Source organism: Paraburkholderia sp. Cpub6 (genome assembly GCF_014201065.1).
In the GTDB taxonomy this organism is placed as follows: Bacteria; Pseudomonadota; Gammaproteobacteria; order Burkholderiales; family Burkholderiaceae; genus Paraburkholderia; species Paraburkholderia tuberum.
In genome coordinates this window covers 136,755-152,882 of the sequence record NZ_JACHDM010000012.1, presented here as the reverse complement: position 1 = coordinate 152,882, position 16,128 = coordinate 136,755, and the positions used below count along the sequence as shown (strand labels likewise).

Here is a 16,128-nt window from a genome sequence, read left to right as displayed (position 1 = left end):
AACGCGCCCGCACGCAATCACGGACACATGCTGTTACACCTTCGCGATACGCTGACCGATGCAGGCCGACGCGGACCGCGATGCCGCGCGTTCTTGCAGCAATCGTGATCCGCGTGGTGAGAAAGGAATACAAGCTTCAGGCGGATTTCACGCGAGCGAGAGCCGTCGTTACCAGCGCTTCGAGCAGTGGCGCGACCTTCGCGGCGAGGTCTTCATCGTATGCATAAGGCAGGCGCTCTTCCATGTAGGTGATCTGCGACAGCTCGAGTTGCACCGCATGCACGCCCTGCTCGGGCTGCCCGTATTGCCGCGTGATATAGCCGCCCTTGAAGCGGCCATTCGCGATCGCCGTATAGCCGCCGTGACGCCCGACCAGCGCGGCCAGTTCGTCAGCCAGGCCCGGCGCGGCGCTCGCCCCGTTCGACGTGCCGAAGTTGAAATCCGGCAGACGTCCGTCGAAAAAACGCGGCACGCGCGAGCGGATCGAATGCGCTTCCCACAGCAGCACCATGCCGTGCTTCGCCTTCAGCGCCGCGAGCTCGCCGGTCAGCGCGTCGTGATACGGCTTCCAGTAGGCGTCGCGACGGCGCGCGATTTCGGCGTCGTCGGGCAGATGGCCGTCGCGATAGAGCGGCTCCCTGTCGAACGTGTCGACCGGCAGCAGACCCGTAGTGTCCTGCCCCGGGTACAGGTTCGCGCCGTCGGGAGGACGGTTCAGGTCGACCACGTAGCGCGCGTAGGTCGGCGTCAGGATCGACGCGCCGAGGCGCTTCGCGAATGCATACAGGCGATCGAGATGCCAGTCGCAATCGTCGGTGCGTTGCGCGACCGGAGTCATCGTCACGGCGATGTCGGCGGGGATTTGCGTGCCCAGATGCGGGATCGAGATCAGCAGCGGCAGGCTTCCCTGATGCAGCGAGAAAACCGGCGTGAGGTTCGAAGCAGTCATGTCAGTCCGGAATCAGTAGGATCGGCGAATCAGTTCGGCGGGTCATGGCCGTTATTTGAGCAGTTCCGCGAGCGCCGCGCGATAGCGCACATATGCGCCCTCTTCGTCGCGATGCCGGCGATCGTCGACGACCTTGACGCCGCCCGCGTAGACGTCGCGGATCGGCGTATCGCCGTGCTCGCAGAATACGACGCCTGACAGCCACGCCTCGCGCTCATGCCCGGCGATGCTCGTATGGTCGGCGTCGAGCACGAGCCAGTCCGCGCGATGGCCCGGCTGCAACGCGCCGACCGTGCGGCCGGTCGCACGCGCGCCGCCGCCGAGCGCGGCCGCGTACAGACGATCCGCGACATGCGGAGCTTGCGCCGACGCCAGCACGTTGCGCTGCCGGCGCGTCAGACGCTGGCCGTATTCGAGCAGACGCAACTCGGCGCGCCAATCGACGCCGACATGGCTATCCGAGCCGACGCCGATGCGGCCGTGCGCGTCGAGATAGTCTTGCGCGGGAAAAATGCCGTCGCCGAGATTGGCCTCGGTGGTCAGACACAAACCCGCGACCGCGCCGCTCTTCGCGAGCGCGAGCGTTTCGTTCGCATCGACGTGGGTCGCGTGCACGAGACACCAGCGGCTGTCCACATCGAAACGATCGAGCAGCCATTGCACCGGCCGCGTGCCTTCGGTTTCGAGGCACGCGTCGACCTCGGCGGTCTGTTCGGCGATATGGATGTGGACAGGCACGGTTGCGTCGATGCCGCCGAGCAACGTGCGCAGCGACGCCTCCGATACCGCGCGCAGCGAATGCGGCGCCACGCCGTAACGCAGCGCCGCATGTTCGGGGCGCGCGGCGCGTAGCGTGCCGAGCAGATCGAGCAGGCTCTCAGGCGTATTGATGAAGCGCCGCTGATCGTCGCGCGGCGCGCGCGCGCCGAAGCCGCTGTACTGATACAGCACCGGCAGCATCGTGATGCCGATACCGCTCGCCGATGCCGCGTCCACCACGCGTTGCGCAAGCTCGGCCTGATTCGCGTAGCGCTGGCCGTCCTGCGCGTGGTGCACGTAGTGGAACTCGCACACCGACGTATAGCCCGCCTTCAGCATCTCGATGTAGAGCCACTGCGCGACGCTCGCGAGGCCTTCCGGCGTGATGCGCGCGGCAAAGCGATACATCAGGTCGCGCCACGACCAGAAGTTATCCGTCGCGTTGGCGCGATATTCGGTGAGCCCCGCCATCGCGCGCTGGAACGCGTGCGAGTGAAGATTCGGCATGCCTGGCATCAGCGGGCCCGCCGCCTTCGGCACACCCGCCGGCGCCTCGGGTCGATCCGTCGTGACCGCGCTCAGCGTGCCGTGAGCGTCCCATTCGAGCAGCACGTTGCGACGCCAGCCCTCAGGCAGATACGCGTCAGCGGCGAACAGCGATTGATTGGATTGCGTCATCTCTCAGGTTCTAGTTCAGGTCACACGCGACTCGCGCCGCGTATAAACGGTTTCGCCCGCGCGCACGACGCGCGCGCAGAGCGGCCGGCCAATCCAGTAAGCGAGCTCCGCCAGCGAATCGACCGACCACACCGCGAAGTCGGCCGCGCGACCGACCTGCAGCGCACCGTGCCGATCGCTCTTGCCGAGCGCGCGCGCAGCGTGCGTGGTGACGCCTTGCAGCACCTCGGGCACGGTCATGCGAAACAGCGTGCTCGCCATGTTCATCATCAGCAGTAACGAAGTCGCCGGTGAGGTGCCCGGGTTGCTGTCGGTCGAGATCGCGATCGGTACCTCGTAGCGCCGCAGCAGTTCGAGCGGCGGCAACTGGGTCTCGCGGATGAAGTAGTACGCGCCCGGCAGCAGCACCGCGACGGTGCCCGCTTCCTTCATCGCGGCGACGCCGGCTTCGTCGAGAAACTCCAGGTGATCCGCCGACAGCGCGCGATGCCGTGCCGCGAGCGCGGTGCCGCCGCCGTTCGACAACTGCTCGGCGTGCATCTTGACCGGCAGCTCGTAGCGCGCGGCCGCGTTGAACACGCGCTCGCTCTGTTCCAGCGAAAAACCGATGCGCTCGCAGAACACGTCGACCGCATCGACGAGGCCTTCGTCCGCGAGCGCGGGCAGCATCGTGTTGCAGACTTCGTCGATATACGCGTCCGCTCGGCCCGCGAATTCAGGTGGCAACGCGTGCGCGCCGAGAAACGTCGTATAGACCGTGACCGGATAGCGCTCGCCGAGTTGCCGCGCGACGCGCAGCATCTTGCGCTCGCTCGCGAGATCGAGGCCGTAGCCCGATTTGATTTCGATCGCCGTCACGCCTTCGGCGAGCAGCGGTTCGAGCCGCGCGGCCGCTTGCGTGAACAGCGACGCTTCGTCCGCGGCGCGCGTCGCGCGCACCGTCGACACGATGCCGCCGCCCTGTCGCGCGATTGCTTCGTAGCTGACGCCCGCGAGCCGCTGCGCGAATTCGTCGGCGCGCTGGCCGCCGTACACGAGGTGCGTATGGCAATCGATCAGGCCCGGCGTCACCCATGCGCCGCGCAGATCTTCGCGCGGCCATGCGGCATAGGGCGTGGGTAAATCGGCGAAAGCGCCGAGCCACGCGATACGGCCGCCGTCGACCGCAATCGCGGCATCGGCGAGCGTGTGGCGAGGATCGCCCTGCGGGCACAAATTCAGGTGATGCCAGACGGTTTGCTTCATCGCGTGCTCTTTGCCGCTCGTTGCGTGTCTGTGGATGGGTTGTCCGCGATGGAGCGCATGTGAGGCCCAATCACGGTTGATTCGTCATCGCGTGTAGCGGATCGTGATCGCGAGCACCGCGCCGTCGCCCGTCAGCGTACAAGCGAGCGCGTTTGGCCCGTCGACGCGCAGCGTGTCGCCGGTGTCGAGCCGCACGGCTTGCGCGTGGTCCGCCGCCAGTCCGACCGTGACCGCGCCGCCCGCGCAAAACAGCAGCGCCACGTCGCCGTCGAGCACGCGCGGCGCATCCTGCCGCGTGCCAGCGCGCCACACGTCCAACTCGCCCTGCGCCACGTCGCGCCGCACCATCAGGTTGAAGTCGCGCGTCGCGCCGTCGACGAGCCGCGCGTCGATGCGCGTCGCGCCATCGAAGCGCGCGATGTCGAGCGGCTGCCGCAACACATGCGTCGAGGCGACGCCCGCATCGCCCAGCTCATCGAGCAGCATGCCCGCGCCAGACAGCAACACCAGCGTCCGGTCGACGCCGTCGAAGCGCGAGAACGGTCCCGCCTGCGCAACCTCGGCGACGCTCACGCGCCACACGAAGTCGGCGCTCGCCGCGCGCTGCCCGCCGCCGTGCGACGGAAACGCCGCGACCTCACGCGTGAACCCGCCGCCGTTTTTCCACGGCGCCGCCACGAGGTCGGCGCCGCGAATCAGCGTGACGCCTGCCATGCCGCCCGCGTGGTTGGCCATGGTCAGGATCAGCGGCCCAGCATCGGCAGATTCAGACCGGCCTCGCGCGCCGTCTGCTGCGCGAGTTCATAGCCCGCATCCGCGTGCCGCATCACGCCGGTGGCCGGATCGTTCAACAGCACGCGGCCGAGGCGCTGGTGCGCGGCTTGCGTGCCGTCCGCGACGATCACGACGCCCGCGTGCTGCGAGAAGCCCATGCCGACGCCGCCGCCGTGATGCAACGACACCCACGACGCACCGCCCGCCGTGTTCAGCAGCGCGTTCAGCAACGGCCAGTCGCTGACCGCGTCCGAGCCGTCCTTCATCGATTCGGTTTCGCGGTTCGGGCTCGCGACCGAACCGGTATCGAGGTGATCGCGGCCGATCACGATCGGCGCCTTCAGCTCGCCGTTCCTGACCATTTCGTTGAACGCCTGGCCGAGCCGATAGCGATCCTTCACGCCGACCCAGCAGATCCGCGCCGGCAGACCCTGGAACGCGATGCGCTCGCGCGCCATGTCGAGCCAGTTGTGCAGATGCGGATCGTCGGGGATCAGTTCCTTCACCTTCGCATCGGTCTTGTAGATGTCCTCGGGATCGCCCGACAGCGCGACCCAGCGGAACGGGCCCTTGCCTTCGCAGAACAGCGGCCGGATATACGCCGGCACGAAGCCCGGGAAATCGAACGCGTTTTCCACGCCCATTTCGAGCGCCATCTGGCGAATGTTGTTGCCGTAGTCGAGCGTTGCCGCGCCGCGTTCCTGCAGCGTCAGCATCGCCTGCACCTGCGTGGCCATCGACTGCTTGGCCGGCGTGACGATGCTTTCCGGCGCGGTCATCATGCGCTCGCGCCAGTCTCCGACCGTCCAGCCCTGCGGCAGGTAGCCGTGAATCGGATCGTGCGCGCTCGTCTGGTCGGTCACGCAGTCCGGCGTGATGCCGCGCGCGACGCACTCGGCGAACACGTCGGCGGCATTGCCGAGCAGGCCGACCGAGATCGGCTTGCCCGCGCGCTTCGCTTCGTCGAGCATCGCGAGCGCCTCGTCGAGCGTCTTCGCCTTCTTGTCGACGTAGCGCGTCTTCAGACGGAAGTCGATGCGCGTCTCGTCGCATTCGACCGCGATCATCGAGAAGCCCGCCATCGTCGCCGCGAGCGGCTGCGCGCCGCCCATGCCGCCGAGACCGCCGGTCAGAATCCAGCGGCCCGTCGGGTCACCGTTGAAGTGCTGGTTCGCGACCGCGAAGAAGGTCTCGTAGGTGCCCTGGACGATGCCCTGGCTGCCGATGTAGATCCAGCTGCCCGCGGTCATCTGGCCGTACATCATCAGGCCCTTGCGGTCGAGTTCGTGAAAGTGTTCCCACGTCGCCCAGTGCGGCACGAGGTTCGAGTTCGCGAGCAGCACGCGCGGCGCGTCCGCATGGGTGCGGAACACGCCGACCGGCTTGCCCGACTGAATCAGCAGCGTTTCGTCTTCGTTCAGGTCCTTCAGCGACGCGAGGATCTGATCGAAGCAATCCCAGTTGCGCGCGGCGCGGCCAATGCCGCCGTACACGACGAGCGCGTGCGGGTGCTCGGCGACTTCGGGGTCCAGATTATTCTGGATCATCCGGTACGCGGCTTCCGCGATCCAGGTCTTGCAGGTCTTTTCCGCGCCGTGCGGTGCGCGGATCGTGCGAGTCGGATCGAGACGCGGATCGATGTGTTTCGGATTGTTCATGGTGTCCCTAATCATGCGTGAAGAGGTTCGATAAAGATTCGGCGAAGACGAAAAAGCGAATTCAGAAATGCCCAGTGAAGCGGTAACGGGTGCCCGGATGCCACAGATTCGCGATCGAGGCGACCTCGCCTTGCGACCACGTGCGCCGGTGCAGCACCAGACACGGCTCGCGTTCACTCATGTTCAACAGCTCGCGCGTGATCTCGTCGGCGGCGAGCGCCTCGATGCGGTACTCGACGCGCTGCAGCGGCGCGACGCGCACGAGGTACTGGTTGGGCGTGGTGTTCGTGAAGTCCTGCCGCGCGTATTCGGGTGCGACGGCCGGATTGACCCAGCGTTCCTCGAGCTGCACCGGCTCCTCGTTTTCGAAATGCAGCAGGCGCGAATGAAACACGGGGCTGCCCGCGCTCACCTGCATCTCTTCGGCGAGCGCCGCATCGGCGATGCTGGCGCCGATGTTCAGCACCCTCGCCTGATAGCGATGACCGCGCGCAACGATTTCATCGGAGATGCTGCGGATCGCCACCAGGGTCGACTCGTACTTGGGACGGGCGACGAAAGTGCCCGAGCCTTGTACACGTGTCAGCACCTGCTCCGAGGTCAACTCGCGCAACGCACGGTTGACCGTCATGCGCGCGACGCTAAACTCGCGCGCAAGCTCGTTTTCGGAGGGCACCTGGTCGCCTTCGGCCCACTCGCCCGCATGAATGCGCGCGAGGATGAAGTCCTTGATGCCCTGATAAGCGGGTGCGTTCATCGGTGTGATCCGCGCTCTCGACGACTCATTGTTCCGACGCGAACGAGAACGGGCTCAGCTTCGCGACCGCGCCGGCCTGCACGAGCTTCGTGACCGCCGCGATGTCCGGCGCGAAGTAGTGATCGAGCTCGTAGTGCGCAACGTCCTTGCGCACGAGGTCCATCACCTTCTGCAGGCTCGGGCTGGTCTTGTGCGGCGCGCGCAGATCGACGCCCTGGGCGGCGGCGAGCAGTTCGATCGACAGGATGTTCGCGGTGTTGTCGGCGATATCGCCGAGCTTGCGCGCGGCGAACGTCGCCATCGACACGTGGTCTTCCTGGTTCGCGGACGTAGGCAGCGAATCGACCGAAGCCGGATGCGCGAGCGTCTTGTTTTCCGACGCGAGCGCGGCGGCCGTCACATGCGCGATCATGAAGCCGGAGTTCACGCCGCCATCCTTGACGAGGAACGGCGGCAGGCCCGACAGCGTCGCGTCGATCAGCAGTGCGATGCGGCGTTCGGCGAGCGCGCCGATTTCCGCCACGGCGAGCGCCAGGTTGTCGGCCGCGAACGCGACCGGCTCGGCGTGGAAGTTGCCGCCCGACAGCACTTCGCCGGTGTCCGGGAAAATCAGCGGATTGTCGGAAACCGCGTTCGCTTCCATCAGCAGCGTTTCGGCGGCATTGCGCATCTGATCGAGACACGCGCCCATCACCTGCGGCTGGCAGCGCAGGCTGTACGGGTCCTGCACCTTGTCGCAATCGGCGTGCGACACGTTGATCGCCGAGCCTTGCAGCAGCGAGCGATAAGCCGCGGCCGCGTCGATCTGGCCTCGATGGCCGCGCAGTTCCTGGATGCGCGCATCGAACGGCTTGACCGAGCCCATCGCCGCGTCGACCGATAGCGCGCCGGCGACGAGCGCCGTGCGGTACAGGTCTTCGATCGCGAACATGTTGTACAGCGCGAGCGCGGTCGAAGCCTGGGTGCCGTTCAGCAGCGCGAGCCCCTCCTTCGCCTGCAGCGTCAGCGGCTTCAGACCGACGAGCGCGAGGCCTTCGGTGGCCGGCATGCGCTCGCCCTTCGCGAACACTTCGCCGACGCCGAGCAGGGTCGCCGACATATGCGCGAGCGGCGCGAGGTCGCCCGATGCGCCGACCGAGCCCTTGACCGGGATCACCGGCAGCACGTCGGCGTTGAACAGCGCGATCAGCGCCTCCATCACTTCGCGGCGGATGCCCGAGTGGCCGCGGCCGAGACTCGACAGCTTCAGCGCGATCAACAGACGCACGACCGGGCGCGACATCGGCTCGCCGACGCCGACCGCGTGCGACAGCACCAGATTGCGTTGCAGCAGTTCGAGCTGATCGCGCGGAATGTGCGTGCTGGCGAGGCGGCCGAAGCCGGTATTGATGCCATAAGCCGGCTCGCCCCTGGCGGTGATGTCGGCGACGGCCTGCGCGCACGCGTCGATGGCGGCATGGCTCGCGGGATCGAGTTGCAGGGTGACCTGCTCACGCGCGATCTGGCGCAGTTGCGGGAGGCTCAGGTAGCCGGGCTTCAGAATCATGGTTGTCGTCCTGTCTATACAAGTTCAAATAAGTCTAGCCGGCGGGCCTTGTATATACAACTTGTTTTTCGAGATTTCGTGCCTGGGGATTTCCATTATTTGGCACGTGGCTCGGCGGGAGCGCGGCGGGTTTGGCGGCAGGTTTGGCGGCAGGTCGCAGGCGGCGTGTCCTGGACGCATGGGTCGGCGTGGCCACCGTGATTTAGCCCACAGTTGTATATACACCTTCGCGGCGCGGGTCGCCATCTGGCCAAAATTGGCGCGCTCTCGCCGGCGGGAAGCCGGACACGCCGGCTCCGCCGATATCTGGGTTATAGGACAGAAGGCTCTGCGACGCGGATCAGAGCTTGACCCGCGCCGCGATGAAATCCAGAAAGCACTGCACGCGCCCCGCGAGCGATGCGCTCTGGTAGTACACCGCATGCACCGGCTGCCGTTCATCGACGAGCAGGTTGCCGAGAATCGGCACGAGGCGGTTTTCGCGCACGTCGCCGGCGGTCATGAAGTCGGCCAGACAGGCGACGCCCCAGCCGGACAGCGCCAGTTGCCGCAAGGTTTCGCCGCTCGACGCGGTGATCGACGGTTCGATCTTCAGCAGCGCGGCTTCGTCCCGCTGCCCCTTGGCGCGCTTCGTTCCCCTGCCCCCTTCGCGCAACGGCCAGCGATTCAAATGCTCCGGCGCCGTAAAGCCGATCAGCCGATGCGCGTGCAGCGCGTCGAGCGTGGCCGGCTCGCCGTGCTCGGCCAGATACGCCGGGCTCGCGAGCACGCGCAGCCTGCTCTCGCCGAGCGCGCGCGCATGCAGCGTCGAATCCTGCAGCGCGCCGATGCGAATCGCGATGTCGACCTTCTGTTCGAGCAGATCGACGATCCGCTCGTTGCTGGTCAATTCGAGCCGGATCTCCGGATACAGCGCCGAAAACGCGGTCATATGCGGCGCCACGCAATGCAGCATGAACGGCGACGCCGCATCGACGCGCAAGCGCCCCGACGGCCGTTGCCGCCCGCGCGCGACCGACTCCTCGGCCTCTTCGAGCGCGTCGAGGATCGCGCGGGCGCGCCGCAGGAACGCGTCGCCTTCCTCGGTCAGATGCAGACGCCGCGTCGTGCGCCGCACGAGCGCGGTGTCGAGCTTCTGCTCGAGGCGCGTGAGCGCGCGGCTCACGCCGGAGACGGTCTGCCCCAGCTTCTCGGCCGCCGCGGTAATCGAGCCGCTGTCGATCACGGTGACGAACACCAGCAATTCGTCGGTGGAGGTTTTCATTGTTGACTTCAGATCAAGATTGATTTGAGACTAACACGCTTTTTGCGAGAATCGGCGCGAGCGATACTGCATGCCTGTCGATCGGAGTTGGCGCTTTAGCGCTTACTCCGATCCCATGCAAGAGATTGCGGTCTTGGCATTTCCCTCAGGAGAACGTCTTGAAGATTTTCGTTACTGGCGCAAGCGGTTTTATCGGCGGCTCGATCGCGGCGCATCTGGCGCGCGCCGGCCATCAGGTGCGCGGGCTGATTCGCAAACCCGAACACAGCGGCGAGTTGCAGCGGCTCGGCATCGAGCCCGTGCTCGGCACGCTCGACGACCGCGCGTTGCTGATCGCCGAAGCGCAAGCGGCCGACGCGGTGATCAACGCCGCGAGCAGCGATCACGAAGGCGCGGTACGCGCGCTGATCGACGGACTCGCCGGTTCGAGCAAGGTGTTCCTGCACACGAGCGGGTCGAGCATCGTCGGCGATGCGTCGGGCGGCGAAGCGGGTGAAGCACGCATCTATCACGAAGACGCGCTGCCCACCCCGACCGCCGACAAGGCCGCGCGCGTCGCGATCGATCAACTGGTGCTCGACGCCGCGCAACGCAACGTGCGCTCGGCCGTGCTGTGCAACACGCTGATTTACGGTCACGGCGCGGTGGCCGGCAGCGCGAGCGTGCAGTTGCCGCGACTCGTGCGCCAGGCGCAGAAAAGCGGCGTCGTGCGTCATGTGGGAAGCGGCGGCAACGTCTGGTCGAACGTGCATATCGACGACGTCGCCGAGCTGTATCGCCTCGCACTCGATAAAACCCCTGCCGGCACGTTCTATTTCGTCGAAAGCGGCGAAGCGTCGTTCCGCGACATGAGCGCCGCGATCGCACGCGCGATGAAGCTCGGCGCGCCGCAGGACTGGCCGCTCGAAGACGCGAAACAGGAATGGGGCTACGAAATGGCCTCGTACGGTCTTGGCTCGAACAGCCGCGTGCGCGGCGAACGCGCGCGCAAACTGCTCGGCTGGCAACCGCGGCGCAGGTCGGTGATCGAATGGATCGAACGCGACATGATGGGGCCGCAAAGCACCGTTTGACGCGGCTTTGCGCGCCTCGCGACGTAAGCTGTGTAAGCGCGGTCGTTGCGAATCCGTAAGCTCCTTTCGATAAAATCGCGGGCACCTGACGGTGCGATTCCACCGTCGCACACACGCCCCGATTCGACCGATGAGCTTCGCGCTGAACTTCGACTGGCTGACCAACCTGATGGCGATTCTGTTCGTCGTCGCGTGTCTGTACGACACGCGCTACGACGAATACGGCGTGCTGACGCTCGCGGCCGCGGCGATGAGCCTCATCGTGATGGCGATGGAAATGTTCCTCAGACCCGCCTTCGAGATGGCGCTGTAGCGAGCTGATGCAGCGCTCGTGCAGCACAGAGGCGGCGCGCCAGCTAGCGCGGCGCGCGCCCCTCGCCCCCTTCGCCGGCCCGCTTCACCGCTTCACCGCTTCACACCGTGTACGATCCGCACGCCGGGCAAGCCGCGCGCGCGTGGTCGTCGTAGCGGTCGTGATGCCTGACCCAGTCGGTCAGATTACTGTTCTCGTTGCGGCCTTTCGGCGCGATGTCCAGAAGCGCGTAGGTGTTCACGAAGCGCTCGTCGCCGCGTGCGTAGCATGAGTACGTGTGATACACGTCGCCGTTTGCGTCCTTGTAGAACACGCTGTGGCCGTGCTGTTCGTCGATGCCGACGTCCTGCTCGGTGAAGTTGTAGAACGCCTTTTTACTCGCCAGTTGCTCCGGCGTGAACGACACGTGGTAGTCGAAATTGAAATCGCTGCCGCTCGACGATACCCACGGAAAGGTCCACCCCATGCGCCGTTTGAACGCGTCGATCTTCCCGAGCGGCGCGTGCGATACCGTCACATAGCTGACGTCGTGATGGACCAGATGCGTGAGAATGCCGCTCATATGGTCCGACAGAAACGAGCAGCCGACGCACCCCTCTTCCCAGTCCGGGCCCAGCATGAAGTGATAAACGATCAGCTGGCTGCGGCCGTCGAACAGCTCCGCGAGCGTCTTGCGGCCTTCCGGCGTATCGAACGTATAAACCTTGTCGACCTTGACCCACGGCAATTCGCGGCGCTTGCGCGCGAGTTCGTCGCCGGCGCGCATATGCGCTTTTTCGTCGGCGAGCAGCGCGCGGCTCGCGGCGAGCCACTCTTCCCGGCTGCCGATGCGATGTTGCGGTTCCATCTGCGTCTCCTTTCCTGCGGATGCAGGGCTTGACCTCAAGGTTAAGGTTTAGAGACGCTGACGCGAAAGTCAAGGAGCCGCAACGAAACTCAGATCGCCCAGCCGCCGACATAAAACCCGACCAGCACGACTGCGATCGCCACGGTCCCGACATTGAGCTTGCGATACTCGCCGCTGACGACGCGTCCGATCACGAGCGTCGCGAAGCCGAGCATGATGCCGGTCACGATGTTCGCGGTCAGCACGATGAACACCGCGCACACGAGCCCCGCCATCGCGTCGACCATGTCGTCCATATGCAGCTTGCTGACGTTCGACAGCATCAGCAGCCCCACGTACATCAGCGCGGGCGCGGTCGCATACGAAGGCACCAGCGCGGCGAGCGGCGAGAAGAACATCACGACGAGAAACAGCAGACCGACGACCGCCGCCGCCATCCCCGTCTTCGCGCCCGCCGCGACGCCGACCGTCGACTCGATATACGCGGCCGCCGGCGCGCCGCCGAGCAGGCCCGAGAAGATCGAGCTCAGCGAATCGGCGCTCAGCGCGCGGCCGCCGTTGATGATGCGGCCGTTTTCGTCGAGCTGCCCCGCCTGGCCCGCGACCGCGCGGATCGTGCCGGTCGCGTCGAACACGGCGGTCATCACGAGCGCGAGCACGCTCGGCAGCACCGCCATCGACAGCGCGCCCTTCACGTCCATCGCGCCGATCAGCGACGCATGACCCGGCGCGCTCAACGACGGCACCGCGAAGATGCCGTGAAACGCCACGGCCGGATCGATCGCGAGCCCGATCGCCGAGATCGCGACGATCACGATCAGGATCGAGCCCGGCACGCGCCGCCGCACGAGCCCGAAGATCGCGGCGAGTCCGGCGACCGACATCAGCGCCGGCAACGCCGCAATATTGCCGAGCGACACCGGCAGCCCCGCGCCCGGATTCTTGACCACGAGCCCGACGTCGTTCGCGGCGATCAGCAGCAGGAACAGGCCGATGCCGATCCCGGTGCCGTGCGCGATGCCGACAGGCAGGTTGCGCAAAATCCACGAGCGCACGCCGGTCACCGAAATCGTCGTGAACACGACGCCCATCAGGAACACCGCGCCGAGCGCAACGGTCGGATGCAGGCCCTTGCCGAGCACGAGGCCGAACGCGGTGAACGCGGTGAGCGAGATCGCGCAGCCGATCGCGATCGGCAGACGCGCCCACACGCCCATCAGCAGCGAGCCGAACGCCGTGGTCAGACACACGGCGACGAACACCGCGCTGGTATCGAAGCCCGCCTTGCCGAACATGCCGGGCACGACGAACACGGAATAGACCATCGCGAGGAAGGTCGTGATGCCCGCGACGATCTCCTGGCGCTGCGTGCTGCCGCGCGCGGAAATGTCGAAGTAGCGGTCGAGAAAGCCCTTACCGCGGAATGATTCGGTGTCGAAGGATTCGCTCGCGACGTCGGAATTCGCGAGGGCCTGGGGTTCCAACATGATGAGTGCCTCCTTTATCAGCGCGCTGAAACGGCCGCTAAAGCGGCCGTCATCAGGTTCGTCTCGTGGATTGGTTGGTGTGGGTAACGCTTTTCTGAGTCGAAATGTAGGTGAAGCGAACTATGTGTCCAATCGCATGAATGGCATGCCGGACATGTCGCGCGACTTATATCTTTTGCGCGACGGTCGCTCGCGCGAGCGCTGCGCGCGTATACACCTACGGCATACGGGCAGCCGCGAAACGCGCCGAACCCACCCCGGCGATCGCGTTCCAGGCACGCGGCGTGCAGCGCCATACCGCCAGCGCATCGGCGAAACCGCCTGCGACGCAACCGGCGAAAGGCTGCCCGCGCGGCAGCGCAGGTTAAACTCTGGGCCGTACCCCATCCAACCGCGGCGGCTCATCGCGCCCGTCCGCACCTGCCCGTGGAGTTTTTCCTGATGACTGGCGGTTTTCCGCGCCCCGCCGGGCGCCTGCCGATTGTCCCGTTTGGACCGCTTGGACCGCTTCGCCCACTCGATTCGCCTGATTCGCCTGATTCGCTCGATGTGCTTCGACTGTTCCGCTGGCTGTGCACCGTGGCCGCGCTGTTCGCGTTCGCCGCGCTGTCCGGTTGCAGCAGCCTGCTGTGGGGTACGCAGCAGGCGCCGATCGTCGATGCGACGGTGATGCCGGTCGAGCCGGCAAGCGCGCCGGTCGCCGCGTCCGCGTCCGAGCCGGTCGAGAGCGAGGCGAACGAGGGGCCCGAGGAGCCGAAGAAACCGAAGAAGCCGGTCGTGAAACCGCGCAAGGTCGAACCGCCGCCGCCTGTTGTCGTGCCGGCTCCGCCGCCGCCCCCGCCGCCGCCGCCGCTGATCGTGCTGCGCACGATCGAGCGCAGCGACGCGCGCGCGCTGCTCGACAGCCAGGTGCAGAAGCCCGACGGCAAGGTGGTCGGCCGCGCGGTCGACATGATCGCCGACGCGGCCGGCAAGCCGCGCGAGATGGTCGTCAATCTGCAGGGCTTCCTCGGCGTCGGCGACCGCAAGGTGAACTTCCCGTGGGGCGCGTTCCACTTCACGCCGACCGCGAAGGGGGCGCCGATCACGCTGAACCCGACGGCCGTGCCGAGCACCGCGAACAAATCGAACCCGCTGGAACTGCCGCTGCTCGATGCGACCGTCGAGCGCGCGAACGGCGCCAAGGTGGGCCGTGTGGTCGACGTGCTGATCGACGGCAACGCGCAGCCGCAGGCGATCGTCCTCGACGTCGGCGGCATGGTCAGCACCGACCGGCGCACGATCGCCGCGAACTGGTCGGCGCTGCGCTTCGTCACGCGCGACAAGGAACTGCATCCGCAGATCGATCTGAGCGACGCGCAGATCAACGCGACGCCGCTCTACGCGAGCGACAAGCCGATTCGCGCGGTGTCGCCGGCGCCGCCCGCGCAGCCTGCCGCCAGCGCCGCGCCGGCGGCCTCGGCGCCGCCGGCCGCATCGTCGGCCGTCGCGGTTTCCAACGCCCGGGCGGTCCGATGACGGTCCGTACTATGGTCACGGCGCGAAGTCTGCGCGCGCTCGATTGGCTCAACTTCTTCGTCGCCAACGTGCAGACGGGCTTCGGGCCGTTCATCGCGTCCTACCTCGCATCGCACAAGTGGACCCAGGGCGAGATCGGCATGGTGCTGTCGGTCGGCACGATCAGCGCGATGGTCAGCCAGGTGCCCGGCGGCGCCGCGGTCGACGCGTTGCGCAACAAGAAAGCGGCGGCCGCGTGGGCGATCGGCGCGATCATCCTCAGCGCGATGCTGCTCGCGATCAGCCCGACCGTGCTGCCGGTGATCGCCGCCGAGGTGTTCCACGGCTTCGCGAGCTGCATGCTGACGCCGGCGCTCGCGGCGATCTCGTTCGCGCTGGTGGGTCGCGCGAATCTCGGCGACCGGCTCGGCCGCAATGCGCGCTGGGCGTCGATCGGCAGCGCGGTCGCGGCCGGTCTGATGGGACTGTTCGGCGAGTACTACTCGCCGCGCGCGGTGTTCGTCCTGACCGCGGGCCTCGCGGTTCCCGCGCTGATCGCGCTCGCGATGATCCAGCGCACCGACACGATCGAGCTGCCGCAAGCGGCGCCCACCCCCGAGCAGCTCGAGCGGCGCGAAAGCCTGCGCGAGCTGCTGCGCGACAGGCGCATGCTGCTGTTCGCCGCGTGCATCGTGCTGTTCCATCTGTCGAACGCGGCGATGCTGAACCTGGCCGCCGGCGAAGTGACCGCCGGCATGGGAGACAACGTGCAGCTCGTGATCGCGGCATGCATCATCGTGCCGCAGGCGATTGTCGCGATGATGTCGCCGTGGGTCGGGCGCTCGGCCGAACGCTGGGGCCGCCGGCCGATTCTGCTGCTCGGCTTCTCCGCGTTGCCGATCCGCGCGCTGCTGTTCGCGGGCATCAGCAGCCCCTATCTGCTCGTGCCGGTGCAGATGCTCGACGGCTTGAGCGCCGCGGTGTTCGGCGTGATGCTGCCGCTGATCGCCGCCGACGTCGCCGGCGACAAGGGCCGCTACAACCTGTGTATCGGCCTGTTCGGGCTCGCGGCCGGCATCGGCGCGACGTTGAGCACGACGGCGGCGGGCTTCGTCGCCGATCGTTTCGGCAACACGGTGAGCTTCTTCGGCCTCGCGGCGGCCGGTGCGCTCGCGGTGCTGCTGGTGTGGGCGGCGATGCCCGAGACGCGCGACGCGGCAACGGCCAGCAACGGCGATGGCGCGGCTGTGCCCGGTCGCGGATAGTCGGCAGCGAGGTGAG

14 protein-coding genes are annotated in these 16,128 nt (G+C 66.9%); 4 read left to right on the top strand and 10 right to left on the bottom strand.

The window, feature by feature from the left end; all coding sequences use genetic code 11:
- Positions 1–136: 136 nt before the first annotated feature.
- The 8 genes from hutG to HDG33_RS21015 all read right to left on the bottom strand — a co-directional run bounded on the left by hutG (position 137) and on the right by HDG33_RS21015 (position 9,630).
- On the bottom strand, positions 137–949 hold the full coding sequence (gene hutG / locus HDG33_RS21050) for an N-formylglutamate deformylase (RefSeq protein WP_184032869.1): 813 nt from the start codon (positions 947–949) through the stop codon (positions 137–139).
- A gap of 51 nt (positions 950–1,000) precedes the next feature.
- Positions 1,001–2,386 (bottom strand): formimidoylglutamate deiminase, encoded by a 1,386-nt coding sequence (locus tag HDG33_RS21045; protein ID WP_184032858.1) that lies wholly within the window; start codon positions 2,384–2,386, stop codon positions 1,001–1,003.
- A 15-nt stretch (positions 2,387–2,401) separates the two neighbouring features.
- Positions 2,402–3,631 (bottom strand): imidazolonepropionase, encoded by a 1,230-nt coding sequence (gene hutI, locus HDG33_RS21040; RefSeq protein ID WP_184032855.1) that lies wholly within the window; start codon positions 3,629–3,631, stop codon positions 2,402–2,404.
- An 84-nt stretch (positions 3,632–3,715) separates the two neighbouring features.
- Entirely contained in the window at positions 3,716–4,366 is a 651-nt protein-coding gene (locus HDG33_RS21035; protein ID WP_184032853.1) for a HutD family protein, read from the bottom strand.
- An 8-nt stretch (positions 4,367–4,374) separates the two neighbouring features.
- Positions 4,375–6,063: a urocanate hydratase gene (gene hutU / locus HDG33_RS21030; RefSeq protein ID WP_184032851.1), complete on the bottom strand. Its 1,689-nt coding sequence runs from the start codon at positions 6,061–6,063 to the stop codon at positions 4,375–4,377.
- 61 nt (positions 6,064–6,124) lie between these two features.
- Complete coding sequence (gene hutC, locus HDG33_RS21025) at positions 6,125–6,820, bottom strand: histidine utilization repressor (RefSeq protein ID WP_184032849.1); 696 nt, start codon at positions 6,818–6,820, stop codon at positions 6,125–6,127.
- Positions 6,821–6,845: 25 nt separating this feature from the next.
- Positions 6,846–8,366 (bottom strand): histidine ammonia-lyase, encoded by a 1,521-nt coding sequence (hutH, locus tag HDG33_RS21020; protein WP_184032847.1) that lies wholly within the window; start codon positions 8,364–8,366, stop codon positions 6,846–6,848.
- 340 nt (positions 8,367–8,706) lie between these two features.
- Positions 8,707–9,630, bottom strand: a complete 924-nt coding sequence (locus HDG33_RS21015) for a LysR family transcriptional regulator (protein ID WP_184032845.1) — start codon at positions 9,628–9,630, stop codon at positions 8,707–8,709.
- Positions 9,631–9,788: 158 nt separating this feature from the next.
- Between HDG33_RS21015 and HDG33_RS21010 the strand changes: the two genes are divergently transcribed.
- A complete protein-coding gene (locus HDG33_RS21010) occupies positions 9,789–10,703 on the top strand; it encodes an NAD-dependent epimerase/dehydratase family protein (RefSeq protein ID WP_184032843.1) in 915 nt (304 codons plus the stop codon).
- A gap of 130 nt (positions 10,704–10,833) precedes the next feature.
- Positions 10,834–11,016, top strand: coding sequence for a hypothetical protein (locus tag HDG33_RS21005; RefSeq protein ID WP_018418561.1), 183 nt, complete (start codon positions 10,834–10,836; stop codon positions 11,014–11,016).
- A gap of 100 nt (positions 11,017–11,116) precedes the next feature.
- Here the strand turns inward: HDG33_RS21005 and HDG33_RS21000 are convergent, their stop codons facing one another.
- Positions 11,117–11,863, bottom strand: a complete 747-nt coding sequence (locus tag HDG33_RS21000; RefSeq protein ID WP_184032841.1) for a thioredoxin family protein — start codon at positions 11,861–11,863, stop codon at positions 11,117–11,119.
- 89 nt (positions 11,864–11,952) lie between these two features.
- On the bottom strand, positions 11,953–13,350 hold the full coding sequence (locus HDG33_RS20995; protein ID WP_184032839.1) for an NCS2 family permease: 1,398 nt from the start codon (positions 13,348–13,350) through the stop codon (positions 11,953–11,955).
- A gap of 441 nt (positions 13,351–13,791) precedes the next feature.
- On the opposite strand from HDG33_RS20995, the gene HDG33_RS20990 reads away from it, so the two are divergent.
- Complete coding sequence (locus tag HDG33_RS20990) at positions 13,792–14,868, top strand: PRC-barrel domain-containing protein (RefSeq protein WP_184032837.1); 1,077 nt, start codon at positions 13,792–13,794, stop codon at positions 14,866–14,868.
- Positions 14,865–16,112, top strand: a complete 1,248-nt coding sequence (locus HDG33_RS20985; RefSeq protein WP_184032828.1) for an MFS transporter — start codon at positions 14,865–14,867, stop codon at positions 16,110–16,112. Before HDG33_RS20990 ends, HDG33_RS20985 begins: the two co-directional genes overlap by 4 nt.
- Positions 16,113–16,128 lie beyond the last annotated feature (16 nt).